The 17928-nt window shown below is 63.9% G+C and carries 20 protein-coding genes; 7 read left to right on the forward strand and 13 right to left on the reverse strand.

What is annotated here, in order from left to right:
* Window positions 1–17: 17 nt before the first annotated feature.
* Window positions 18–326, reverse strand: coding sequence for a Dabb family protein (locus GGQ66_RS17030; protein ID WP_183793939.1), 309 nt, complete (start codon window positions 324–326; stop codon window positions 18–20).
* A 128-nt stretch (window positions 327–454) separates the two neighbouring features.
* Here GGQ66_RS17030 and GGQ66_RS17035 point away from each other — a divergent pair, with 128 nt between their 5' ends.
* Window positions 455–904 (forward strand): hypothetical protein, encoded by a 450-nt coding sequence (locus tag GGQ66_RS17035; protein WP_183793940.1) that lies wholly within the window; start codon window positions 455–457, stop codon window positions 902–904.
* Between the two features lie 74 nt (window positions 905–978).
* Here the strand turns inward: GGQ66_RS17035 and GGQ66_RS17040 are convergent, their stop codons facing one another.
* From GGQ66_RS17040 to GGQ66_RS17065, 7 genes are all read right to left on the reverse strand, one after another.
* Complete coding sequence (locus GGQ66_RS17040; RefSeq protein WP_183793941.1) at window positions 979–1590, reverse strand: hypothetical protein; 612 nt, start codon at window positions 1588–1590, stop codon at window positions 979–981.
* A gap of 39 nt (window positions 1591–1629) precedes the next feature.
* On the reverse strand, window positions 1630–2871 hold the full coding sequence (locus GGQ66_RS17045) for a DNA-packaging protein (protein ID WP_237358965.1): 1242 nt from the start codon (window positions 2869–2871) through the stop codon (window positions 1630–1632).
* 181 nt (window positions 2872–3052) lie between these two features.
* Entirely contained in the window at window positions 3053–3601 is a 549-nt protein-coding gene (locus GGQ66_RS23115) for a hypothetical protein (protein ID WP_237358966.1), read from the reverse strand.
* A 205-nt stretch (window positions 3602–3806) separates the two neighbouring features.
* Window positions 3807–4157, reverse strand: a complete 351-nt coding sequence (locus GGQ66_RS17050; RefSeq protein ID WP_183793943.1) for a carboxymuconolactone decarboxylase family protein — start codon at window positions 4155–4157, stop codon at window positions 3807–3809.
* A gap of 63 nt (window positions 4158–4220) precedes the next feature.
* On the reverse strand, window positions 4221–4421 hold the full coding sequence (locus GGQ66_RS17055) for a heavy-metal-associated domain-containing protein (protein ID WP_183793944.1): 201 nt from the start codon (window positions 4419–4421) through the stop codon (window positions 4221–4223).
* 13 nt (window positions 4422–4434) lie between these two features.
* Window positions 4435–4851, reverse strand: coding sequence for a Cu(I)-responsive transcriptional regulator (gene cueR / locus GGQ66_RS17060; protein ID WP_183793945.1), 417 nt, complete (start codon window positions 4849–4851; stop codon window positions 4435–4437).
* On the reverse strand, window positions 4848–7343 hold the full coding sequence (locus GGQ66_RS17065; protein ID WP_183793946.1) for a heavy metal translocating P-type ATPase: 2496 nt from the start codon (window positions 7341–7343) through the stop codon (window positions 4848–4850). The genes cueR and GGQ66_RS17065 overlap by 4 nt, the downstream gene beginning before the upstream one ends.
* A 189-nt stretch (window positions 7344–7532) precedes the next feature.
* Between GGQ66_RS17065 and GGQ66_RS17070 the strand changes: the two genes are divergently transcribed.
* Complete coding sequence (locus tag GGQ66_RS17070) at window positions 7533–8390, forward strand: N-acetylmuramoyl-L-alanine amidase (RefSeq protein ID WP_183793947.1); 858 nt, start codon at window positions 7533–7535, stop codon at window positions 8388–8390.
* A gap of 79 nt (window positions 8391–8469) precedes the next feature.
* Here GGQ66_RS17070 and GGQ66_RS17075 read toward each other — a convergent pair whose 3' ends face one another.
* A complete protein-coding gene (locus tag GGQ66_RS17075) occupies window positions 8470–8931 on the reverse strand; it encodes a YcgN family cysteine cluster protein (RefSeq protein WP_183793948.1) in 462 nt (153 codons plus the stop codon).
* A gap of 145 nt (window positions 8932–9076) precedes the next feature.
* Between GGQ66_RS17075 and GGQ66_RS17080 the strand changes: the two genes are divergently transcribed.
* The 3 genes from GGQ66_RS17080 to GGQ66_RS17090 are packed head-to-tail and all read left to right on the forward strand — an operon-like array spanning window position 9077 to window position 12351.
* Window positions 9077–11224: a transglycosylase domain-containing protein gene (locus GGQ66_RS17080; protein WP_370686374.1), complete on the forward strand. Its 2148-nt coding sequence runs from the start codon at window positions 9077–9079 to the stop codon at window positions 11222–11224.
* 13 nt (window positions 11225–11237) lie between these two features.
* Window positions 11238–11810, forward strand: a complete 573-nt coding sequence (locus tag GGQ66_RS17085; protein ID WP_370686375.1) for a DUF1214 domain-containing protein — start codon at window positions 11238–11240, stop codon at window positions 11808–11810.
* On the forward strand, window positions 11803–12351 hold the full coding sequence (locus GGQ66_RS17090; RefSeq protein ID WP_183793950.1) for a DUF1254 domain-containing protein: 549 nt from the start codon (window positions 11803–11805) through the stop codon (window positions 12349–12351). The genes GGQ66_RS17085 and GGQ66_RS17090 overlap by 8 nt, the downstream gene beginning before the upstream one ends.
* Before the next feature lie 38 nt (window positions 12352–12389).
* Here the strand turns inward: GGQ66_RS17090 and GGQ66_RS17095 are convergent, their stop codons facing one another.
* A complete protein-coding gene (locus GGQ66_RS17095; protein WP_183794024.1) occupies window positions 12390–12578 on the reverse strand; it encodes a hypothetical protein in 189 nt (62 codons plus the stop codon).
* 267 nt (window positions 12579–12845) lie between these two features.
* Between GGQ66_RS17095 and GGQ66_RS17100 the strand changes: the two genes are divergently transcribed.
* The gene (locus tag GGQ66_RS17100) at window positions 12846–13862 is read left to right on the forward strand and encodes a DUF2336 domain-containing protein (protein WP_210287309.1); all 1017 of its coding nucleotides are present in this window, start codon (window positions 12846–12848) and stop codon (window positions 13860–13862) included.
* On the opposite strand, the gene GGQ66_RS17105 is transcribed toward GGQ66_RS17100, so the two are convergent.
* Genes GGQ66_RS17105 through GGQ66_RS17115 form a run of 3 tightly spaced genes read right to left on the reverse strand, consistent with a single transcriptional unit; the run spans window position 13859 to window position 16759 of the window.
* Complete coding sequence (locus tag GGQ66_RS17105; protein ID WP_183793951.1) at window positions 13859–14209, reverse strand: DUF1491 family protein; 351 nt, start codon at window positions 14207–14209, stop codon at window positions 13859–13861. The two genes, GGQ66_RS17100 and GGQ66_RS17105, sit on opposite strands and share 4 nt — an antisense overlap.
* Before the next feature lie 44 nt (window positions 14210–14253).
* Window positions 14254–15261: a peptidoglycan-binding domain-containing protein gene (locus GGQ66_RS17110; RefSeq protein ID WP_183793952.1), complete on the reverse strand. Its 1008-nt coding sequence runs from the start codon at window positions 15259–15261 to the stop codon at window positions 14254–14256.
* Window positions 15233–16759: a sensor histidine kinase gene (locus GGQ66_RS17115; RefSeq protein WP_237358970.1), complete on the reverse strand. Its 1527-nt coding sequence runs from the start codon at window positions 16757–16759 to the stop codon at window positions 15233–15235. Before GGQ66_RS17115 ends, GGQ66_RS17110 begins: the two co-directional genes overlap by 29 nt.
* A gap of 491 nt (window positions 16760–17250) precedes the next feature.
* On the opposite strand from GGQ66_RS17115, the gene GGQ66_RS17120 reads away from it, so the two are divergent.
* On the forward strand, window positions 17251–17637 hold the full coding sequence (locus GGQ66_RS17120; RefSeq protein ID WP_183793953.1) for a DUF5330 domain-containing protein: 387 nt from the start codon (window positions 17251–17253) through the stop codon (window positions 17635–17637).
* The last annotated feature ends 291 nt before the right edge of the window (window positions 17638–17928 follow it).

Consider the following 17928-nt stretch of genomic DNA (forward strand, 5'->3'; position numbering starts at 1 on the left):
GCCCGAAGGACGGCACGTCAGCGGATGGGCGTCTTCACCGCCCGGCCGGAATCGAAATCGGCGGCAATGCGGGTTTCGCGCAGCGGCTTCACCGTCGCGGTAGACGTCTGGTAATCGGGGTGCGCCTTGTAGGCCGCCAGCGCCGCCTCGTCCTCGAACTCGCCGTAGACGATGATGTCGACATCGCGGTCCCACTGGTCGGTCTTGACGTTCTCGCCGATTTCCAGAACCGTCGCGTGCGGAATACCGGTCAGGATCGATAGACCCTTGCGCGCGGCTTCGAGATTTTCGCGCGGCACGGTGAAGAATACGATGTGGCGGATCACGCGGAACTCCTTTCAATCAATGAAAGCCCGCATAGCATGGCGGCGTTCCTGTCTCAATCGCGCCGAATGCAAACCGCCTTTCCCTTTTCGAATGCTGCGGTTAGGTTGCCCCGAAAGGGAGCCCCGCCTTGTCACGCCTCGTCTCGACCGTTTTCTTCGGCCTCATCCTGCCCGCCTTCATCGTCAGCGTTCTGTTCGGCCTCGCCGGCAGCGCCGATGAGGCCCTGCCGCTCCTGTCGGATATGCTCGCCGATGGGGCCGATCGTGCCGAACTTTTCTCCATCTTGCTCGAAGAAGCCGGCAGCGTCGCGTTCCAGGGCTTTCTGTTCTATTCGGTCGTGGCCGCTCCGGCGCTTGCCGTCATCGGCCCGCTCGCTTTTTTCTCCACCCGCCGCCCGCTCGCCCTCATCGCCATCGCCACCGTCGCCGGTCTTTTGTGGGGCACCACGGTCGATTATTACGACAGCTTCTTCACCGGCCCCGGCGTCGAATGGGACTGGCCGCTCGGCGGCGCGCTCTATGGGTTTCTGGTCGCCACCCTCGCCGTCATCGTCCTCAAGCGGCGCGGAACGCTGTAAACCGAAGCATCGCGGCTTGCTCCCTTCTCCCTCTCGGGGAGAAGGTGCCGGCAGGCGGATGGGGGGATCTGCGGTCACGCATAGCTGATCGCCGCATAAAAGGTCCTGGCATAGCCCGCCACCAGAACGGCCCGGTCAGTTCCGTTGATGATCCGCCGCGCCCCGGTCCAATCCTCGCGGTCGCCGGCGAAGAAGTCGGCGAGCTTGCGGCCCGTAAAGCACCCGTCGATCATGCCGCGAAACAGAATGGTCACGGCCACATCAATCTCCATCGCCCGCTCGGGGGCTGCCACGAGGTCGATCCCCGTCACCTTCGTCATCGCCTCGTAGTTCCGGCGGTGGGTCAGTTGCACGAAGCCGCGCCCCAGCCAGCTTTTGCCGCCCGTATCAAGCCGCCAGTAGGGCGTCTTTACGCCCTTCAGCCGCCCCCTGGCGAAGGCATCGTCGAGAATGGCCATCGCCCGCGCGTCGCTTGGCGCCAGTGTCTCGCGCACCGGCTGCATGGTCTCGGCGGTCTCGTGATAGGCGGTCGCCAGCATATAGGCCAGCCACCGGTCGTCGCCCTCGGGCATCACATCCTCGAACCGGTCGAGAATGGCGTTCATGCCGTCGATCTGCCCGGCCCGCAGCCGGCCATGGAACAGCCGTGCGCGCACCGTATCGAAAAAGAAACGCCGGTTGATCATTCTCTTTCCTTTCGGGACAGTTGGTAGTGGCGGTGGCCGTCAAACGCCCCGCACCCGCGGTTCGCCCGCCCGGTCCAGCATCAGGGCCGTCAGCGCCCAGACCAGCGCATCCAGCCGGTCGGGCGAGCGTCCACCCGACAATCCGTCGGGCCCGAAGTCGCACATCTGGTCTTCGAGCGCGCAAAAGCGCCCGGCATGCATCACGCGCCCCTGCTCGTAGAGGGCGGCGACCGGCTCGGCGCGCAGAAACTTGCCGCGCGTCGCCCTGACCGCCGTCACCGGCAGGGTGGCGTCGATACTCGCCAGCACCGAGGCCACCATGTCGCCGCCCTGGTTGATTTCCGCCACCACCCGATCGGCCCCGAAGCGGCGATAGGCGGTCACCACCGCCCGCGCCCAGCCTGCCGGGCTCATGCCCTCGACGGAGCAGTCGCCCAGCACCACGGCCCGGCCCGTCTCCTCGATGCCCGCCACGACGATGCCGCAGCAGGAATTGGCACCCGAGCCGCTCGGCGGATCGACACCCACGACGATGCGGGCGAGCGTGCCCGGAAAGCGCACGGTCAGCGCTTCCAGCCGCTCACGCTTCCACAGCGCGTCGTCGCGGTCTTCCATCAGTTCGCCGTCCAGTTCCTGCCGTCCCAGCCGCGAGCCGCCATAGCGGTCGGCCAGCGCGGCCAGAAATCCCGGCGCGAGGTTGGCGCTGTTCTCCTCGGTCTTCATCCGTGTCAGCCGCGTGCCGGGATCGGCCATCAGCCGTTTCAGGATCGGCACCGGGCGGGGCGTCGTCGTCACGATCTGGCGTGGGTCGTCGCCCAGCCTCAGCCCGAATTGCAGCATGTCGAAGGTTTCCTCCGCATGCCGCCACTTCGCCAGTTCGTCGCACCAGGCATAGTGAAACTGCGGCCCGCGCAGGCTTTCGGGGTCTTCGGAGGAAAAGACCTGCGCCATCGCCCCGTTCGGCCACACCAGCCTGCGCCGCGTCACCTCGAACTCCGGCACCATGCCGCGCGCCACCCGGCAGATGCCGGAAACGCCATCGATCATCACCTCGCGCGCATCGCCCAGCGTTTCCGCCACCAGCGCAATGCGCAGGTCCGACCGTGGTCCGGCGGCCTTCACCAGCGCCTGCACCCATTCTGCCCCCGCCCGCGTCTTGCCGGAGCCGCGCCCGCCCATCATCAGCCAGGTCCGCCAGTCGCCCGCCGGCGGCTGTTGCGAGACCCTGCCCTGAAAGGCCCAGTCGGTAAGCAGATACGGGGTGAAATCGAAGGGTTTCATGGCTGGAGCAACGCCCGCGGCCTGCGAGCCAACGCCGCCAGAGGAGAGGCGATCACTGGAGGAACCGGCGTCTGCGCCAGAAACAGCTTCGGGAGGCAAGATCTTTCGGTCTTCCTTCTCCCGCCGGACGGGAACGCTACCAGCGGGCAGAGCGGGAATTTTCCCGGCCTCCCCCACAGCTTCAGCCCGAACTGCTCTCACCTTCCCCAGGGCCAGCGCCACCCCCGGCCCCAGCAACAGTTCCAGCGCCGTTGCGCAGCCAGTCGGCGAACAGAAGGCGCGCGCGCTCTTCCGCGCGCCGTTCGATGAGGTCGAGGAAATGGCGTTTGGCGTCATCGTAACCTTGCGGTTCGGCATTGCGTTCATCGGCTTGCTGGCGGTCGCGGGCCATCTGGCGTTGCAGCGTGTCGATCTTTTCCAATGTCCGCACGATCAGCGACATGGCGTCGGCAGCGGCTTTCAGGTCGGCGCGGGCCAGCTTGCCGGCGGCTTCATCGGCCTCGCCCGCCATCAGCGGCGCGGAGGCCTCGCGCAACGTGCGGAAAGCGTCGAACTGGCCGCGCATTTCCAGCGTCATGTCGTTGAGCAGGAGCCGCAATTCACCCTCATCCGGCAGGCCCGCCGCCTTGATTTCCGGTGAAAGAGCCTGCCCTTCCGGCTGCGGCACGCCATAGGCCGGGTGGTCCGGCCACAGACCGAACAACCCCGGCGCAAATCCGCTCTCGTCCATTCTGCGCATCCCAAAGAAAAAGGCCGCCTCCGCGCCCTGCGAAAACGACCTCGAAACCCAAAACGAAAAGGCCCGGCGAACCGGACCCTGAAACTCTTCCGCCAGTGCCGCGCCCTCAGGCGCAACTCTCCGACGATGCATAAACCCTATCAAAGCACCGTCACGGTGTCAATGACTATTTTCCTTTTTGTGTATTTATTCCTATTCATTCCACCTTGGCGGAGAATTGCTCCCAGGCCAGCATGGCATTGGCGGCATACATCACCGAAGGACCACCGCCCATGTAGATGGCCATGGCCAGCACTTCCTCGAACTCTTGCCTTGTCGCACCCAGATCGATCAGCGCCTTGGTGTGAAAGCCGATGCAACCGTCGCAGCGCGTGGAAATGCCGATGCCGAGCGCCACGAACTCCTTGACCTTCTTGGAAAGAACATTGTCCTTGGTGGCGGCGCCCGCCAGGGCGGAAAAGCCCTGCATCACGTCGGGCATGTCCTTGCGCATTTCGCGCATGCCAGCCGAAATTTCTCTGGTGATTTCAATGTAGTCCTTGGCCATAGCAAGCTCCTCTCAATACATATTGTTTTACATATGTATTGAGAGGATGCAAAATGCAAGCCCTCAGCCCGCGACGGGCTCTGGCGTGAAGCCGGCCTCGCGGATGGCTTCCTCGGCCTTCGCGCCGTCCCCCTCGACCGTTACCCGGTGGGCGGCAAGGTCGATGCCCACTTCGGCACCCGGCAGTTCCTTCGCCAGCGCGGCGCGCACGGTCTTTTCGCAATGGCCGCAGGTCATGTCAGGCACGGTAAAAATCGCAGTCATGGTTGGTTTCCTTTCATGTGTCGTGGGAATGGCAGGCGGGCGCAGAACCCGCCAGATCGTTGAGAATGGGGCAATCGGGTCGTTCATTGCCCTCGCAGCAGTGCATCAGGTGGATCAGCGTGGCGCGCATGTCCTGAAGGCCGGCAATCTTGCGCTCCAGTTCGGCCACATGCTGTGCCGCCACCTGCTTCACGGCGGCGCTGGTGCGGCTCTTGTCGGCCCAGAGCTTTAGAAGCGTCGCCGTCTCCTCCAGCGAAAAGCCCAGTTCGCGGGCCCGGCGAACGAAGCGCAGCGAATGCACGGCAGCCGGGCCATAGGTGCGGTAATTGCTGGCAGTGCGCTCGGCCTTCGGGATCAGCCCGATCTCCTCATAATAGCGGATCATCTTGGCTGAAACACCGGAGGCTTCAGCCGCCTCGCCGATATTCATCGTCCCACCTCCTGTCGTCCGGTCAACTTAACCCGCTTCAGGCGCAGCGCATTGCCCAGCACGAAAACGCTGGAAAGCCCCATCGCCGCCGCACCGATCATCGGCGACAGCGAAATGCCGAAGAAGGGCCAGAGCGCGCCCGCCGCCACGGGAATAAGGATGACATTGTAGCCGAAGGCCCAGAACAGGTTCTGGCGAATGTTGCCAAGCGCCGCCCGGCTCATTTCCACCGCATGCACCGCCCCCATCAGGTCACCGCTTGCCAGCACCACTTCGGCGCTTTCAATGGCGACCCCGGTGCCGGTGCCGATGGCAAGCCCCACCGTCGCCTCGGCCAGCGCCGGCGCGTCGTTGATGCCGTCACCGACAAAGGCCACTACATCGCCCTCATCGCGAAACGCGCGGATCGCCTTCACCTTGCCCTCGGGCAGAACATCGGCCACCACCCGGTCGATACCGACCTGGCCGGCGATCGCGTCCGCCGTGCGGGCATTGTCGCCCGTCACCATGGCCACCGAAAGCCCGAGCGCCTTCAGAGCCGCAATCGCGTCACGGCTGCCCGGCTTCACCGGGTCAGCCACGGCCACAGCCGCCGCCAGCACACCGTCGATCGCCACATAAAGCGGCGTCTTGCCCTCGCTCGCCAGCCTTTCGGCCTCCGCCGCGAAGGCGCTGACAGACAGATTCAGCTTTTCCATGTAACGCGCGGCGCCGATTTCGATTTTGCGCCCGGCGGCCTCGGCGGAAATGCCGTAGCCGGTCACGGAATCGAAGCGCTCCACCACCGGCAGCACCAGGCCTTTCGCCTTGGCGGCCTTGACGATCGCCGCCCCCACCGGATGCTCGGACCGTTCCTCCACCGCCGCCGCCAGCGCCAGAACCTCGTCCGCGCCGAACCCTTCGGCCACCGTCAGGTCGGTCAGCTCCGGCCGGCCTTCAGTCACCGTGCCAGTCTTGTCCAGCACGATCAGCGTCGCGTCGGAAAGGGTCTGCAAGGCCTCGCCGCGACGGAACAGGACACCCGCCTCCGCCGCCCGGCCCGTTGCCACCATGATGGCCGCCGGCGTTGCCAGTCCCATGGCGCAGGGGCAGGCGATGATCAGCACGGCCACCGCGCTGACGAGCGCATGGGCAAGCGCCGGCTCCGGCCCAAGGGCCAGCCAGGCGACAAGCGTCAACGCCGCCACCGCCATCACCACCGGCACGAAACGGGCCGTGATGCGGTCCACCAGTGCCTGGATCGGCAGTTTCGAGCCCTGCGCCTCTTCCACCATGCGGATAATGCCAGCCAGCATGGTGTCGGCGCCGACGCGCGTCACCCTGAACCGCAGGCCGCCCGCACTGTTTACCGTGCCGCCGGTTACCGCATCGCCCGCCGCTTTCTTCACCGGCAGCGGCTCGCCGGAAATCATCGACTCGTCCACATAGGACGTGCCATCGATCACCTCGCCATCCACCGGCACGCGTTCGCCGGGGCGGATCACCACGATATCGCCGGGCACCACGTCTTCCACCGGAAGGTCGATGGCCACACCGTCGCGCTCGACGCGGGCGTCCTTCACCTGCATCGCCGCCAGCTTGCGAATGGCATCGCCCGCCTGCCCCTTGGCGCGGGCCTCCAGCAACCGTCCGGTGAGGATCAGCGTCACGATCACGGTGGCCGCTTCATAATAGACGTAGCGCGCGCCCTCCGGCAGAAGCTCCGGCCAGAAGGTCGTGACGACGGAGTAGAGCCAGGCCGCGCCGGACCCCAGCGCCACCAGCGCATTCATGTCAGGTGCGCCATGAGCCAGCGTCTGGAAGCCCTTGACGAAGAATCGCTTTCCCGGTCCGAACAGAACCGCCGTCGCCAGCACGAAATAGAGATAATAGAGCGACCGGGTCGGGATGATGTCCATCAGCCAATGGTGGAAGGGCGGCCAGATATGCCCGCCCATTTCCAGCACGAAGAGCGGCAGCGTCAGCACCGCCGCCACGATCACATCGCGTTTCAGCAGTCGCATTTCGTCGGCGCGGCGGTCTTCGCCGCCGGTCGAACCGGCCTTCACGGCATGGGCGCCATAGCCTGCCGCCTTCACCGCCGAAAGGGCTGCGGGCAAGGCCGCCTCGCCGCCCAGCGCCGTCACATGCGCCTTGCCGGTGGCAAGGTTCACGCTTGCTCCCGTCACCGTCGGCACCTTCAGCAAGGCCTTTTCCACCCGCGAAACGCAGGAGGCGCAGCTCATGTCCTCGATGTCGAGATCGAAACCGGCTTCCGGCACGTCATACCCGGCCTTGCGCACCGCCGCGGCCAGCTTTTCCGCTTCAAAGCCCGCCCCCGGCGTCACTGTCAGCCGGCCCGTGGCGAAATTGGCGACAGGTGCGGAAACACCTTCCACCTTGCCCGCCGCAAGCTCGACGCGCCGTACGCAGGAGGCGCAACTCATACCCTCGACGGAAAGCGTGAAGGTCTGGCCGCTTTTCGGAGCGGTATTTTCAAGCACATCAGCCATGGAACAATCCTCTTCACGGTTGATGTAAGGCTTCCCACCATGGGAAGGTCAAGGGCCTGCCTTGCGACAATCACGCGCAGTTCATGCAGAGACCTCATCGACATTTACTTTTAAGTGTGCGTTTATATTTACGCATCTTTTAGTTGAATTCGATGCCAATGTCTCCAACACGAACGAAAGCGCACAACCATGTCCGTCAGCATTTCAAAAGGTCTTGTCCGGGTCGGCAGCAGCCTGGCCCGGTTCGTAAAGTCCCCGAATTTTTCCGCCTTCGACGGCACAAAACCGAAAATCGCCGTCATTCACTTCACCTATGGCGGCAGCGCCTTATCCAGCGCCCAATGGTTTACGCGGGCAGACGTGGAAAGCCCCGTCTCCGCCCATGTCGTCATCGATCGTGACGGCACGATCATTCAGTGCGTTTCGTTCGAGGACCGGGCCTGGCATGCGGGCAAGTCCTCATGGCGGAACAGACACGGCAAGCACCTGTCAGGGCTCAATAATCACTCCTTCGGTATCGAGCTTGCCAATTGGGGGCCGCTGGTCAAAACCGTTTCGGGCTGGAAAAGCCACAGCGGCGTCCCGATCGCCGATCCCGTGCTGGCCGAACACAAGAACGGCAATCCCAGCGGCGCCGGCGGCGATATTGGCTGGGAGCCCTATCCGGAAGCGCAGGTCAATGCCGCCGCCGCGTTGGTCAGGGCGCTGGCCAGCACCTATGGCGTGGACGAAATCGTCGGTCATGACGACATTGCACCGACGCGCAAATGGGACCCCGGCCCGGCGTTCGACATGGCTGCGTTCCGCATCGCGGTGTTCGGCGGCACCCGCGGCGCGGATACCGATAACGTCCTGACCGTCTCGGTCGACGAGGGGCTGAACCTGCGTAACGGACCCGGCCAGCATTTTGCCTCGCAGACCCTGCTTCCCGCCGGCACCCGGCTCCGGCCGGAACAGCGACAGGGCCGCTGGCTCTACGTCACGGTGCTGAAGGAAAACGGCAGCCCGCTATCCAGCGGCTGGGTCCACGAGGCCTATGTCGCCTGATGAACAGACATATCCCTGAAGGGAACGGGCGGCACGCCTGCGAAAAAGCGTGCCGCCCGGCGTTTGCCCTGACAAGCCCTTATGGGTTGTTGCCCACCGTCAGCGGCCATTCCACGAGATAATCCTCGAAGTCGTCCACATCGACCTCCTCCTCGCTCACCGTGCGGCCCTTGGCGGAAATGCCGGCGCTGTGCACGGTTTCGGGATCGCCGGAAACCAGTGGATGCCACCAGTAAAGATCTTCACCATCACGCACGAGGCGGTAGGCGCAGGTCGGCGGCAGCCAGGCGATGGCCCGCACTTCCTCGGGCGAAAGCTGGATGCAGTCCGGCACGGTCGCCTGCCGGTTGGGATAATCGGTGCAGCGACAGGTGTCGCCGTCCATCAGCCGACAGCGCACGGAGGTAAAGGCCACCTCGCCGGTGTCCCAGTCCTCCAGTTTGTTGAGACAACAGAGGCCGCAGCCGTCGCACAGGCTTTCCCATTCGGTATTGCTCATTTCGTCCAGCGACTTCAGCTTCCAGAATGGTTCTTCGTTCATCGTGCACTCCGGGCCGTCGAATATTGCAGCCTTCACCAAAAAGGCTGCTTGTTTCTTCGGCACATATCCATCATCTTCCGCCGAATTGGCGTTGTCGTCGTCAAAAGCGGTAAACCGTCACAGGTTTCAAGGATTTTCTTATTCAGTGAGCGAAAAGAAGGCCCCCGAAAATCGCACGCGCCGCCGACGTCATCTGCTGCTCAAGCTGGATGCATGGCTGGATTCGACGCTGTGGAACCTCGGCTTCCGCGCGGGCGAGATCTGGGAAGACATGACCATCTTCTTCCGCCGCTTCCGTGTTCGCGGCTTCAGGAAGTTCCTTTTCGAACTTGCCGGCGAGGCAATGACGCTCGGCACCGCCGGGTCGGTGGTGCTTCTGGCGCTCGCCATGCCCGCCTTCGACGCCACCACGGGCGACTGGAAGAACCGGGCCGATTTCGCCGTCACCTTTCTGGACCGTTATGGCAGCGTCATCGGCCATCGCGGCATCATCCATGAAGATTCCATTCCCGTGGACGAGTTGCCCGATCATTTCGTCAAGGCTGTGCTCGCCACCGAAGACCGCCGCTTCTTCGACCATTTCGGCATCGATTTTGTCGGCCTTGCCCGCGCCATGAGCGAAAACGCCAAGGCGGGCGGCGTCGTGCAGGGCGGCTCCACGCTCACGCAGCAGCTTGCGAAAAACCTGTTCCTGTCCAACGAGCGCTCGCTGGAGCGCAAGATCAAGGAAGCCTTTCTGGCGCTGTGGCTTGAGGCCAACCTGTCGAAGAAGGAAATCCTGTCGCTCTATCTCGACCGCGCCTATATGGGCGGCGGCACTTTCGGCGCGGCGGCGGCGGCGCAGTTCTATTTCGGCAAGAAGCTGACGGATGTGACACTTGCGGAATCGGCCATGCTGGCCGGCCTCTTCAAGGCGCCGGCCAAATACGCCCCGCATGTGAACCTGCCGGCGGCGCGCGCCCGCGCCAACGTCGTTCTCTCCAACCTCGTGCAATCCGGGCTGATGACGGAGGGGCAGGTCATTGCCGCCCGCCGCAATCCCGCCACCCCCATCGATCGCGCCACGGTGGAAGCTCCCGACTTTTTCCTCGACTGGGCCTTCGATGAAACGGTCAGGATCGCCAACCGCTTCCCGCAGCATACGCTCGTCGTGCGCACCACGCTCGATACCGGCCTTCAGCACGCGGCGGAACTGGCCGTCGAGGGCACGTTGCGCGAGTTCGGTGCGGCCTCGAAAGTCTCGCAGGGCGCCATCGTCTTGATCGAGAATGGCGGGCCGGTGCGGGCCATGGTCGGCGGGCGCGATTATGGCGAAAGCCAGTTCAACCGCGCCACCCGTGCGCTTCGCCAGCCCGGTTCCTCCTTCAAGGTCTATACCTACGCCGCCGCCATGGAAAAGGGCATGACACCGGAAACGGTTATCACCGATGGTCCCGTGACCTGGCGTGGCTGGTCGCCACAAAACTACGGCCGCTCCTATTCCGGCAAGGTCACGCTGATGACGGCCATCGCCAAGTCGATCAACACCATTCCCGTGAAGCTTGCCCGTGATGAACTCGGCACCGACCGGATCGTCGAAATGGCGAAGGCCATGGGCGTGGAAACCCCGCTTCGCACCGACAAGACCATCCCGCTCGGTACGACGGAAGTCACCGTGCTCGATCAGGCGACGGCCTATGCCGTGTTCCCGGCGGGCGGGCTGCAATCGCGCCGCCACGGCATCCAGCAGATCGCCGATTACGATGGCAATGTGCTCTATGATTTCGAACGCGACGAACCGCCCGCTGAGCGTGTCCTGTCGGAAAAAGCTGTGTCGTCCATGAACCGCATGCTGGTCAATATTCCCGTCAACGGCACCGCGCGGCGCGCGGCGCTCGACAACGGCATCGTTTCCGGCGGCAAGACGGGCACGACACAGGCCTATCGCGACGCCTGGTATATCGGCTTTACCGGCAATTACACCGCCGCCGTCTGGTTCGGAAATGACGACTACACCTCCACCAACAACATCACCGGCGGTTCGCTGCCGGCCCAGACCTACAAGCGGCTGATGGATTATGCCCATCAGGGCATTGAGCTTCGCGCCATTCCCGGCATCGAAAATCCGTTGCCAACGGGTTCGCGCCCGTCCGCCAGCACCGAGAAGAAGTCAGGCGAAGACAACGCGCTGCCGCCACTGCAGCGGCCCCGTTCGCTATCGCACGAGGCGACCGTCCTGCTTCGCGATGTCGCCGCCCGGCTCAAGGCCGCCCCCGCGCTTGTGCTGCCCGCTTCGGGCGCGCCATCGCAATGAGGGGGAGCGTGCCGTGCTGAAAACTCCGTTCATGGTCGCGATCACGCTGGTCATCGCCTTTGCCGGCGGCATCTGGTCGGTTCTCGCCGCGCTCGATGCGACGACCGGGCTTGCCGCAATCCGCATCGGCCCGTGGGAAGCCTTTCCGCTGGCGCAGACGGTGAAGGCCGACCCTTACGCCCGCGCCCACCGCGCCCGCGATGGTCGCCTGCTTTATGCCAGCGCCGAAGGGCTGACTTTCACCGCCCGCACCGATGCGAGCAACGCTCCGCTCGATGCGGCCTGCACCTACCGGCTCACCGGGCTTGCCCCGGCCGCCCGGTTCTGGACGCTCTACACCCGCCCGGCAAACGCCAACCCCGACCGGCCGGAGGGCCTGAACTCGCGAATGATCCTGCGCGAGATAGACGGTTCCTTTGCCATCGACGTGTCGGCCCGCGCCCGGCCGGGCAACTGGCTGGCCCTGCCGGCCTCCGAACGCTTCGTGCTGGTCTTCACGCTTTTCGATACGCCGGTCGCCAGCAGCACAGGCGTCTCCGATATTCCCATGCCGGAACTGACGAAGCTGGAATGCGCCCATGGCTAGGCTCATCCATGCCATCGTGACCGGGCTGATCGGGGCTGCTCTGCTGCACCTCGTCATCGTCTTCGCGTTGCCGCAGTTCACGGGCGGTGATGCCTATTCGCGCGTGCTGGCGCTGGGGCCCGCAGGCCGCTTTCATCTGCTGGACAGGCAAGGCCCGGCGGAGCCTCTCGTGCCCGATGACCCCTTCGTTCAGGCGTCGGTCTGCGCCTACGATCTCACGGCGTCGCCCCGCATCGTAACCGCGTCCGGCGATCCCGCCTTCTGGTCTTTCGCTGTGTTCGACAAGCGGGCAAACGAAATCTTCAGCCTCAGCGACCGGTCCATCGAAACCGGCCGGCTGGATGCGATCCTCGCCACGCCGGCGCAGGCCGCGCGCTTGCGCAAGGCCGATCCGGGGCTGATGGGGCGGGTTATTCTGGTGGAAACCACAGGAAGCGAGGGCTATGCCGTGCTGCGATCACTCGCACCGCACGCAAGCCTGGAACCGGAGGCGCTCGGCTTTCTCAAAAGCGCCCGTTGTGATCCGTTCGCGCAGCGTTGAGCCGCGATCATCACATCGCGCCGGTTATCGAAACTGTATCAGCGCTTGCCGGCGCGGTTTGAGCGACCCTTTTTCGCCGCAGGGCTTTTGGCGACGGGGGCGCCATCATCGAGCCGTTCGTAGCGAACGCCGGTAAAAAACAGGATTTTGGCTTCACAGGGCGTCCCTGCCCTGGGCGGCGCAGGACCACGCCCGCGTCTTTCTGCCATATGAACGATCTCAGCCATGCGGTCTCCAATCCTCGTTTCGAGAACGGATAAGGGCCTTTTGCCCGCCATGACGCCGTTCAGGCATTCAACTCAGTATCAATCCGCCTTCCGGGCTGCCCGGCGGCCACGACGACCACTCTTTCGAGGTGCCGTCCAGGCCATCAAATCCGGCCAATGTCATATACATAACGCCATATCGCTCCGGCGTTAAGCCATAGAAACACCTTCATAGTTAACACCGCGCTAACAAATTCGAACTATCCTGCCCCAAACTGGTGCTGCGTCATGACAGGTGTTTCCGTGCCCGATCGTTTCCGAGATCTTGAAAACCCCCTGCCCTTGCGGAGGAAGGACGTGGTGCTGATGGCAACCGTGACCAACTTCGAGACCCTCGACCATCCCTCCCGTTCCGAATTGCGACAGTTCGCCGAACTGTTCCGCCCGCTTTTCGACGCCTCCACCGAGGAAGCGCGCCGGCAGGCCGTCGCCGCCCTGTCCCAGAACCCCAACGTGCCCGAACCGGTCGCGCTGTTCATCGCCAGCCAGCCCATCGGCGTCGCCGCCCCGTTTCTGATCGGCTCGCCCTGCCTCACCGATGAAATGCTGATGTTCATCGCCCGCACCCAGGGCGAGGCCCATGCCCGCGCCATCGTTCGCCGGGAAAACCTGTCGCCCACCATCATCGATACGCTGGTCTCCCTGCGGCACGTCAAGCCCACGGGCGAAAAGCGCGCGCCGTTGCCGGAAACATCCGCACCGCCGCCGCCCGCCGCCGTTACCCCCGCAGATCTGCGCCGCGAGAACGAGGAGCGCCTGCGCGCCGACCTGCGCAATCTCGTGCGCCACCTCAACCGGCCGGAGGACGACCGGCTCGGTCTGCGCACGCTCTCCACGCTGCAGGAAGCGCTGCTCATCCGCTTTGCCCGCGTGCGCGACGCCAACCAATTCTGCACGGCGCTCGCCGATGCGCTGTCCGCAAGCCGCTGGCTTGCCGAACGCATCATGCTGGATATTTCCGGCAAGCAGCTTGCCACCACGCTGATCGGCACCGGCATGACCATGGCCGACAGCGCCTTCATTCTGGAGCGGCTTTATCCGCATCTCGGTGAAAAGGACGGTGTGGAGACCCGCGCCGACAGGCTCCTCGCCGCACTCGACCCCGCCCAGTGCGGCGAACGGGTGGAAGTCTGGCGCCGTGCCGACCGCTACACTTTCACCGATGCCCGCCAGCCGGACGCGCAGCCGGAAACGGCTCCACGGCTTGTGCCCGTGGAGCGTCGCAATCCCGGCCGAAGGGCCTAATCGGTAGAAAGCGGCAGAAGGTCGCCGATCGCATCCAGTTCCAGATCGACGATCCACAGGTCGGAATCGAAGCGCCTCTCACGTTCGAGAAAGGCGGCGGCCTCGTCCGCCTCCGCATCCTTCAACCGGCATTCGAACAGCCGGTCATCCGACATCGCCTCTTCCTGCTCGACGGCAATGGATTGCGGCGCGGGCGCGTAAAGGCTGACCCGCCCGTCGCGCGCCACCACCCGCACGAAGATCGCACCCGCCTCCTCCGCCCCCCTTTTCTCGATGGCGGCAAAACCGCCGAGCGCAAAGGCACGGCGCACAAGGGCGGAAACGAACAGACCGGATTTGACTCTCATATCCCGGGAGATAGCCGTTTTTGCACGCCGGCGGAAGCGGCGGGTTAGAGCGCGCCGATTTCCTTGAGCTTTTTCAGCACGCGCTCGTTCGGCGTTCCGGTTTCGGGCAGACGGTAGGCCTTTTCGAAGTTGCGGATCGCATCGCGCGTGGTGGTCCCTGCCACGCCGTCCACCGGCACATGGCTATAGGCAAACTTCGAAAGACCGCGCTGGATCTTCATCACCATGGCGGCATCGGCCTGCGATGATGTGGCCTGCAACTTCGCCGGCGTTGCGACATTCGGCGTCGTCACGTTCGGGATCGATGCAGGCGGTGTCATCTTCTCCGCCTTGCGGATGGCCTCCGCCACCGGATCAAGCGCTGCGGCCTTCGCCGGCATGACCGTCGGACGGGCGGGAGGAACGGCTACAGGCTTCGGCGCCGGCTGCTTTGCCGCCACCGGCTTTTCCTCGGTTTTCGGCGGGGCCGTCACCGCGACGGGCGGCGGTTGCGCCGCCGGCGCCTTCGTCGCCTTCAGCGCAGCGAGCAGCGTGTCGGAGGCCTCGCCGGTTTCGGGCAGGCCGGCGGCTTTCTGATAGGCGAGAATGGCGGCGGCGGTGCGCGGACCGGCCAGACCGTCAGCGACACCCTGATAATGGTTGAGGCGGGCGAGTTCCATCTGCACGCCGCGCACGAGATCGGAGGTCGCGCTTTTCACCACATCCGCCACACCGTTGGGTGCATTGCCGGTGCTGTTGGTGACAGCCGGTTCCGGGCGTTCGATGCGGAAGGTGGTGACGTTTGCGGGCTCGTCGTTACGCTGGAAGCCGAACAGCAGATTCTGGTCGCCGGCGTCACGGGTGCGCAGCAGGGGCGAAGGATGGCCGCCCGGCTGATACCACAGGGCATTGGCGGAAATCATGCCGAAGATGATGGTGAAAACAACAACGCCACCCGTCAGCCCCGGACGCGCGGCAACCACGCCGAGAGCCGCCGCCCCGACGCCGAAAACCGGGCCCGTACTCTGGCGGACCGGCTTCTTCTCAGGCGCTTTGCGCTTTGGCGTTTTCATAGACGTCATCGTCCCAGGATTTTGCGGCGCGTACATGGCCGCTCTTCAGGCGGGGCGGGAATTCCACAGGCTGGTGTTCAGCGTCAAGATCCGGCTCGGAGATTCCCGAGCCATCCATCGGCACCATGATCGTGACCATCGTGCCCTCGCCGGGACGGCTTTCGATGGCGAAGGTGCCGCCATGCAGCGCAACCAGCCCCTTGACGAGGGAAAGGCCAAGGCCGGTGCCTTCGTAGCGGCGCGCAAGATCGCTTTGCGCCTGCAGGAAGGGCTGGCCGATATTGGCGAGCATGTCCGGCGCGATGCCGATACCGGTATCGCTGATGGAGATCTTCAGCCAGCCGGCTTCCGCCACCGCATCCATGGAAACGACACCGCCCGTGCCGGTGAACTTGATGGCATTGCCGACGAGATTGATGAGGATCTGCTGGATGGCGCGCTGGTCAGCCACCGCTTCGCCAAGATCGCGCTGCACGCGGGCCGTCAGCGTCACACCCTTTTCCCTGGCCTGCAGCGAAAGCATCGCCTCACAGGCGTTGACGACATCGGCGACGATGAAGTGGTCGAGAATAAGCTCGTAGCGGCCGGCCTCGATCTTCGACATGTCGAGCATGGTGTTGACGACCGACAGAAGATGGCCACCCGACTGGCGGATGAGCGCCACATATTCGCGCTGCCGGTCGTTTTCCAGCTTGCCGAAATATTCGCCGATCAGAATATCGGAGAAGCCAAGGATGGCATTGAGCGGCGTGCGCAGTTCATGGCTGACAGCGGCGAGGAAGCGCGACTTCGCCTCATTGGCGTTTTCCGCATCGGACTGCGCCAGTCTTGCCGCGTCGCGCAGCGCTATTTCCGCACCGATATCGCCAAGCTGGCAGAAAATGCCGGTCAGTTCGCCGTTCTCGCCAGTTTCGGCGGTCAGGCTGGCGCGCGCGTGAAGATAGGGATGTTCGGCGGCATGGCCGGCACGCCGTTCCAGACGGAATTCGACGGCCGCAACCGCTTCGCCTTCGCGCAGGCGGTCGAGCGCCGAGGCAAGGCCAAGCCGGTCGGACACATGAACCTGCTCGACCAGCGACCGGCCGATTGCCTCGTTCAGATAGGGGGTGAAGGCGCCCCGGTCGCGGCCACTCAGCGAAAGCGCCACACCCTGCGGGTCGAGATGCAGCACAAGACCGGCGCACAGCGCATAGGGATCGCGCGGTTCGGCAACCGCTTCATCCCTCTCCACCTTGTCTTCGCCTGCAAAGCGCAGGAGACCGGCGGTAAGACCGAGAAGCAGGACGCAAAAGGCAAGGGTCAGGCCGGCAGGAAGCGCCACGGCGATGCCCAGCGGCATCACCAGAAGAACCGGCGCGACGATGGCAATGAAGGCGCAGGCCATCAACAGCACGCGCGCATAGGCCATCCGGCGAAGCATTTCGCCCGGCACCATGTCGCGTTCGCCGGCACGCGGGGCCATCGCCCCTGCCAGAACCAGCGCTGCCTTGTCGGCCATATCATTCAATACGCGCACACCAAAACCTGTGAATAACGGTTCTTGTTTCGTCCCTTCGAACATAGGCCCCGGGCGCTTAAGGAAAGAATAAGAACGGCCCCGACAACAATACCAGAATACCACACAAACGGCCTTTTACGCGGCTTTGGCCAACGTGGTTAACAGGGGGTAAGCAGCGGATTTATATCGCTTTTCACCGATCTGTTAACGATTGGGGCCGGGGTGGTGGCAAAATCCCCTGAAAGCCCGGGTCACCGCCGCAATTATGCTTAATGCCAATCGCTAAAATACGCCTCAAATGCGCCTTCAAGATCGATCATTCAAATTTTACGCAGTTTTGAGGCAAAAGCGGTGCGTTATCTCAATCGGGAATTCGCATCCCACCGCTATCTTCTCCTCAACAAACCGGAAAGGCGGCCCGAACGCTTCCAAAGAGCAGCGGCGGGACAAACAACAAGCCAAAGCCGGACAAACAGGCAGGGTGAACGATCATGTGGTTCCTGATCAAAGGCAGTTTCTGGACGACGCTCACGCTTGTCGCGCTGTCGTTCCTCAGCAGCCAGCCGGATGGCGAGGCGAACGGCAAGCCGGGCATAGAAGTGTCCGAGGCCTTCGGCGCGGCCAGCGAGGCCTACCGCTACATTAGTGCGCTCTGCACGGAAAAACCCGAGGTTTGCGAAAAGGGGTCCGAAACCTTCATCGCCCTTCAGCATAGGGCCCGCGAGGGCGCCAAGGTTGCCTATCAGATCATCGACCGTCATCTGGCGGATCAGCAGGCGCCAGAGGAGACGGCAGCCACTGATTCCCATGCGGAAGACACACTCACCACAGGCGCGGTCACGGTTGTCCCCGTTCCCCATGCCAAACCCGTTCGCTGAACCCGGCGACCGCGGCAATCAAATTCAACTGAATTTCGAGTTTTGCAGCGCCACCGGCTTGCCGGACAGTGCGTGTGCGAAACGGTGGCGTCCGTGATGCCATCGATATGCCTGCCCTGAAAACTTGGCGCTGCAAGGAGATCCCCCTTCGCAGCGCTTTTTTTCGTCGTGAAGACAGGTTCAATTCCTCTCTTCCGGGGTATATCCGTTTGTTTTTGCGCCATCACAGACGCAAAACCGCTTCGCACTTTTGCTGGAATTGCTCTATAGGAGAGCGTCACCCTGAAGCGC

This window comes from Allorhizobium borbori, assembly GCF_014196535.1.
In the GTDB taxonomy this organism is placed as follows: domain Bacteria; phylum Pseudomonadota; class Alphaproteobacteria; order Rhizobiales; family Rhizobiaceae; genus Ectorhizobium; species Ectorhizobium borbori.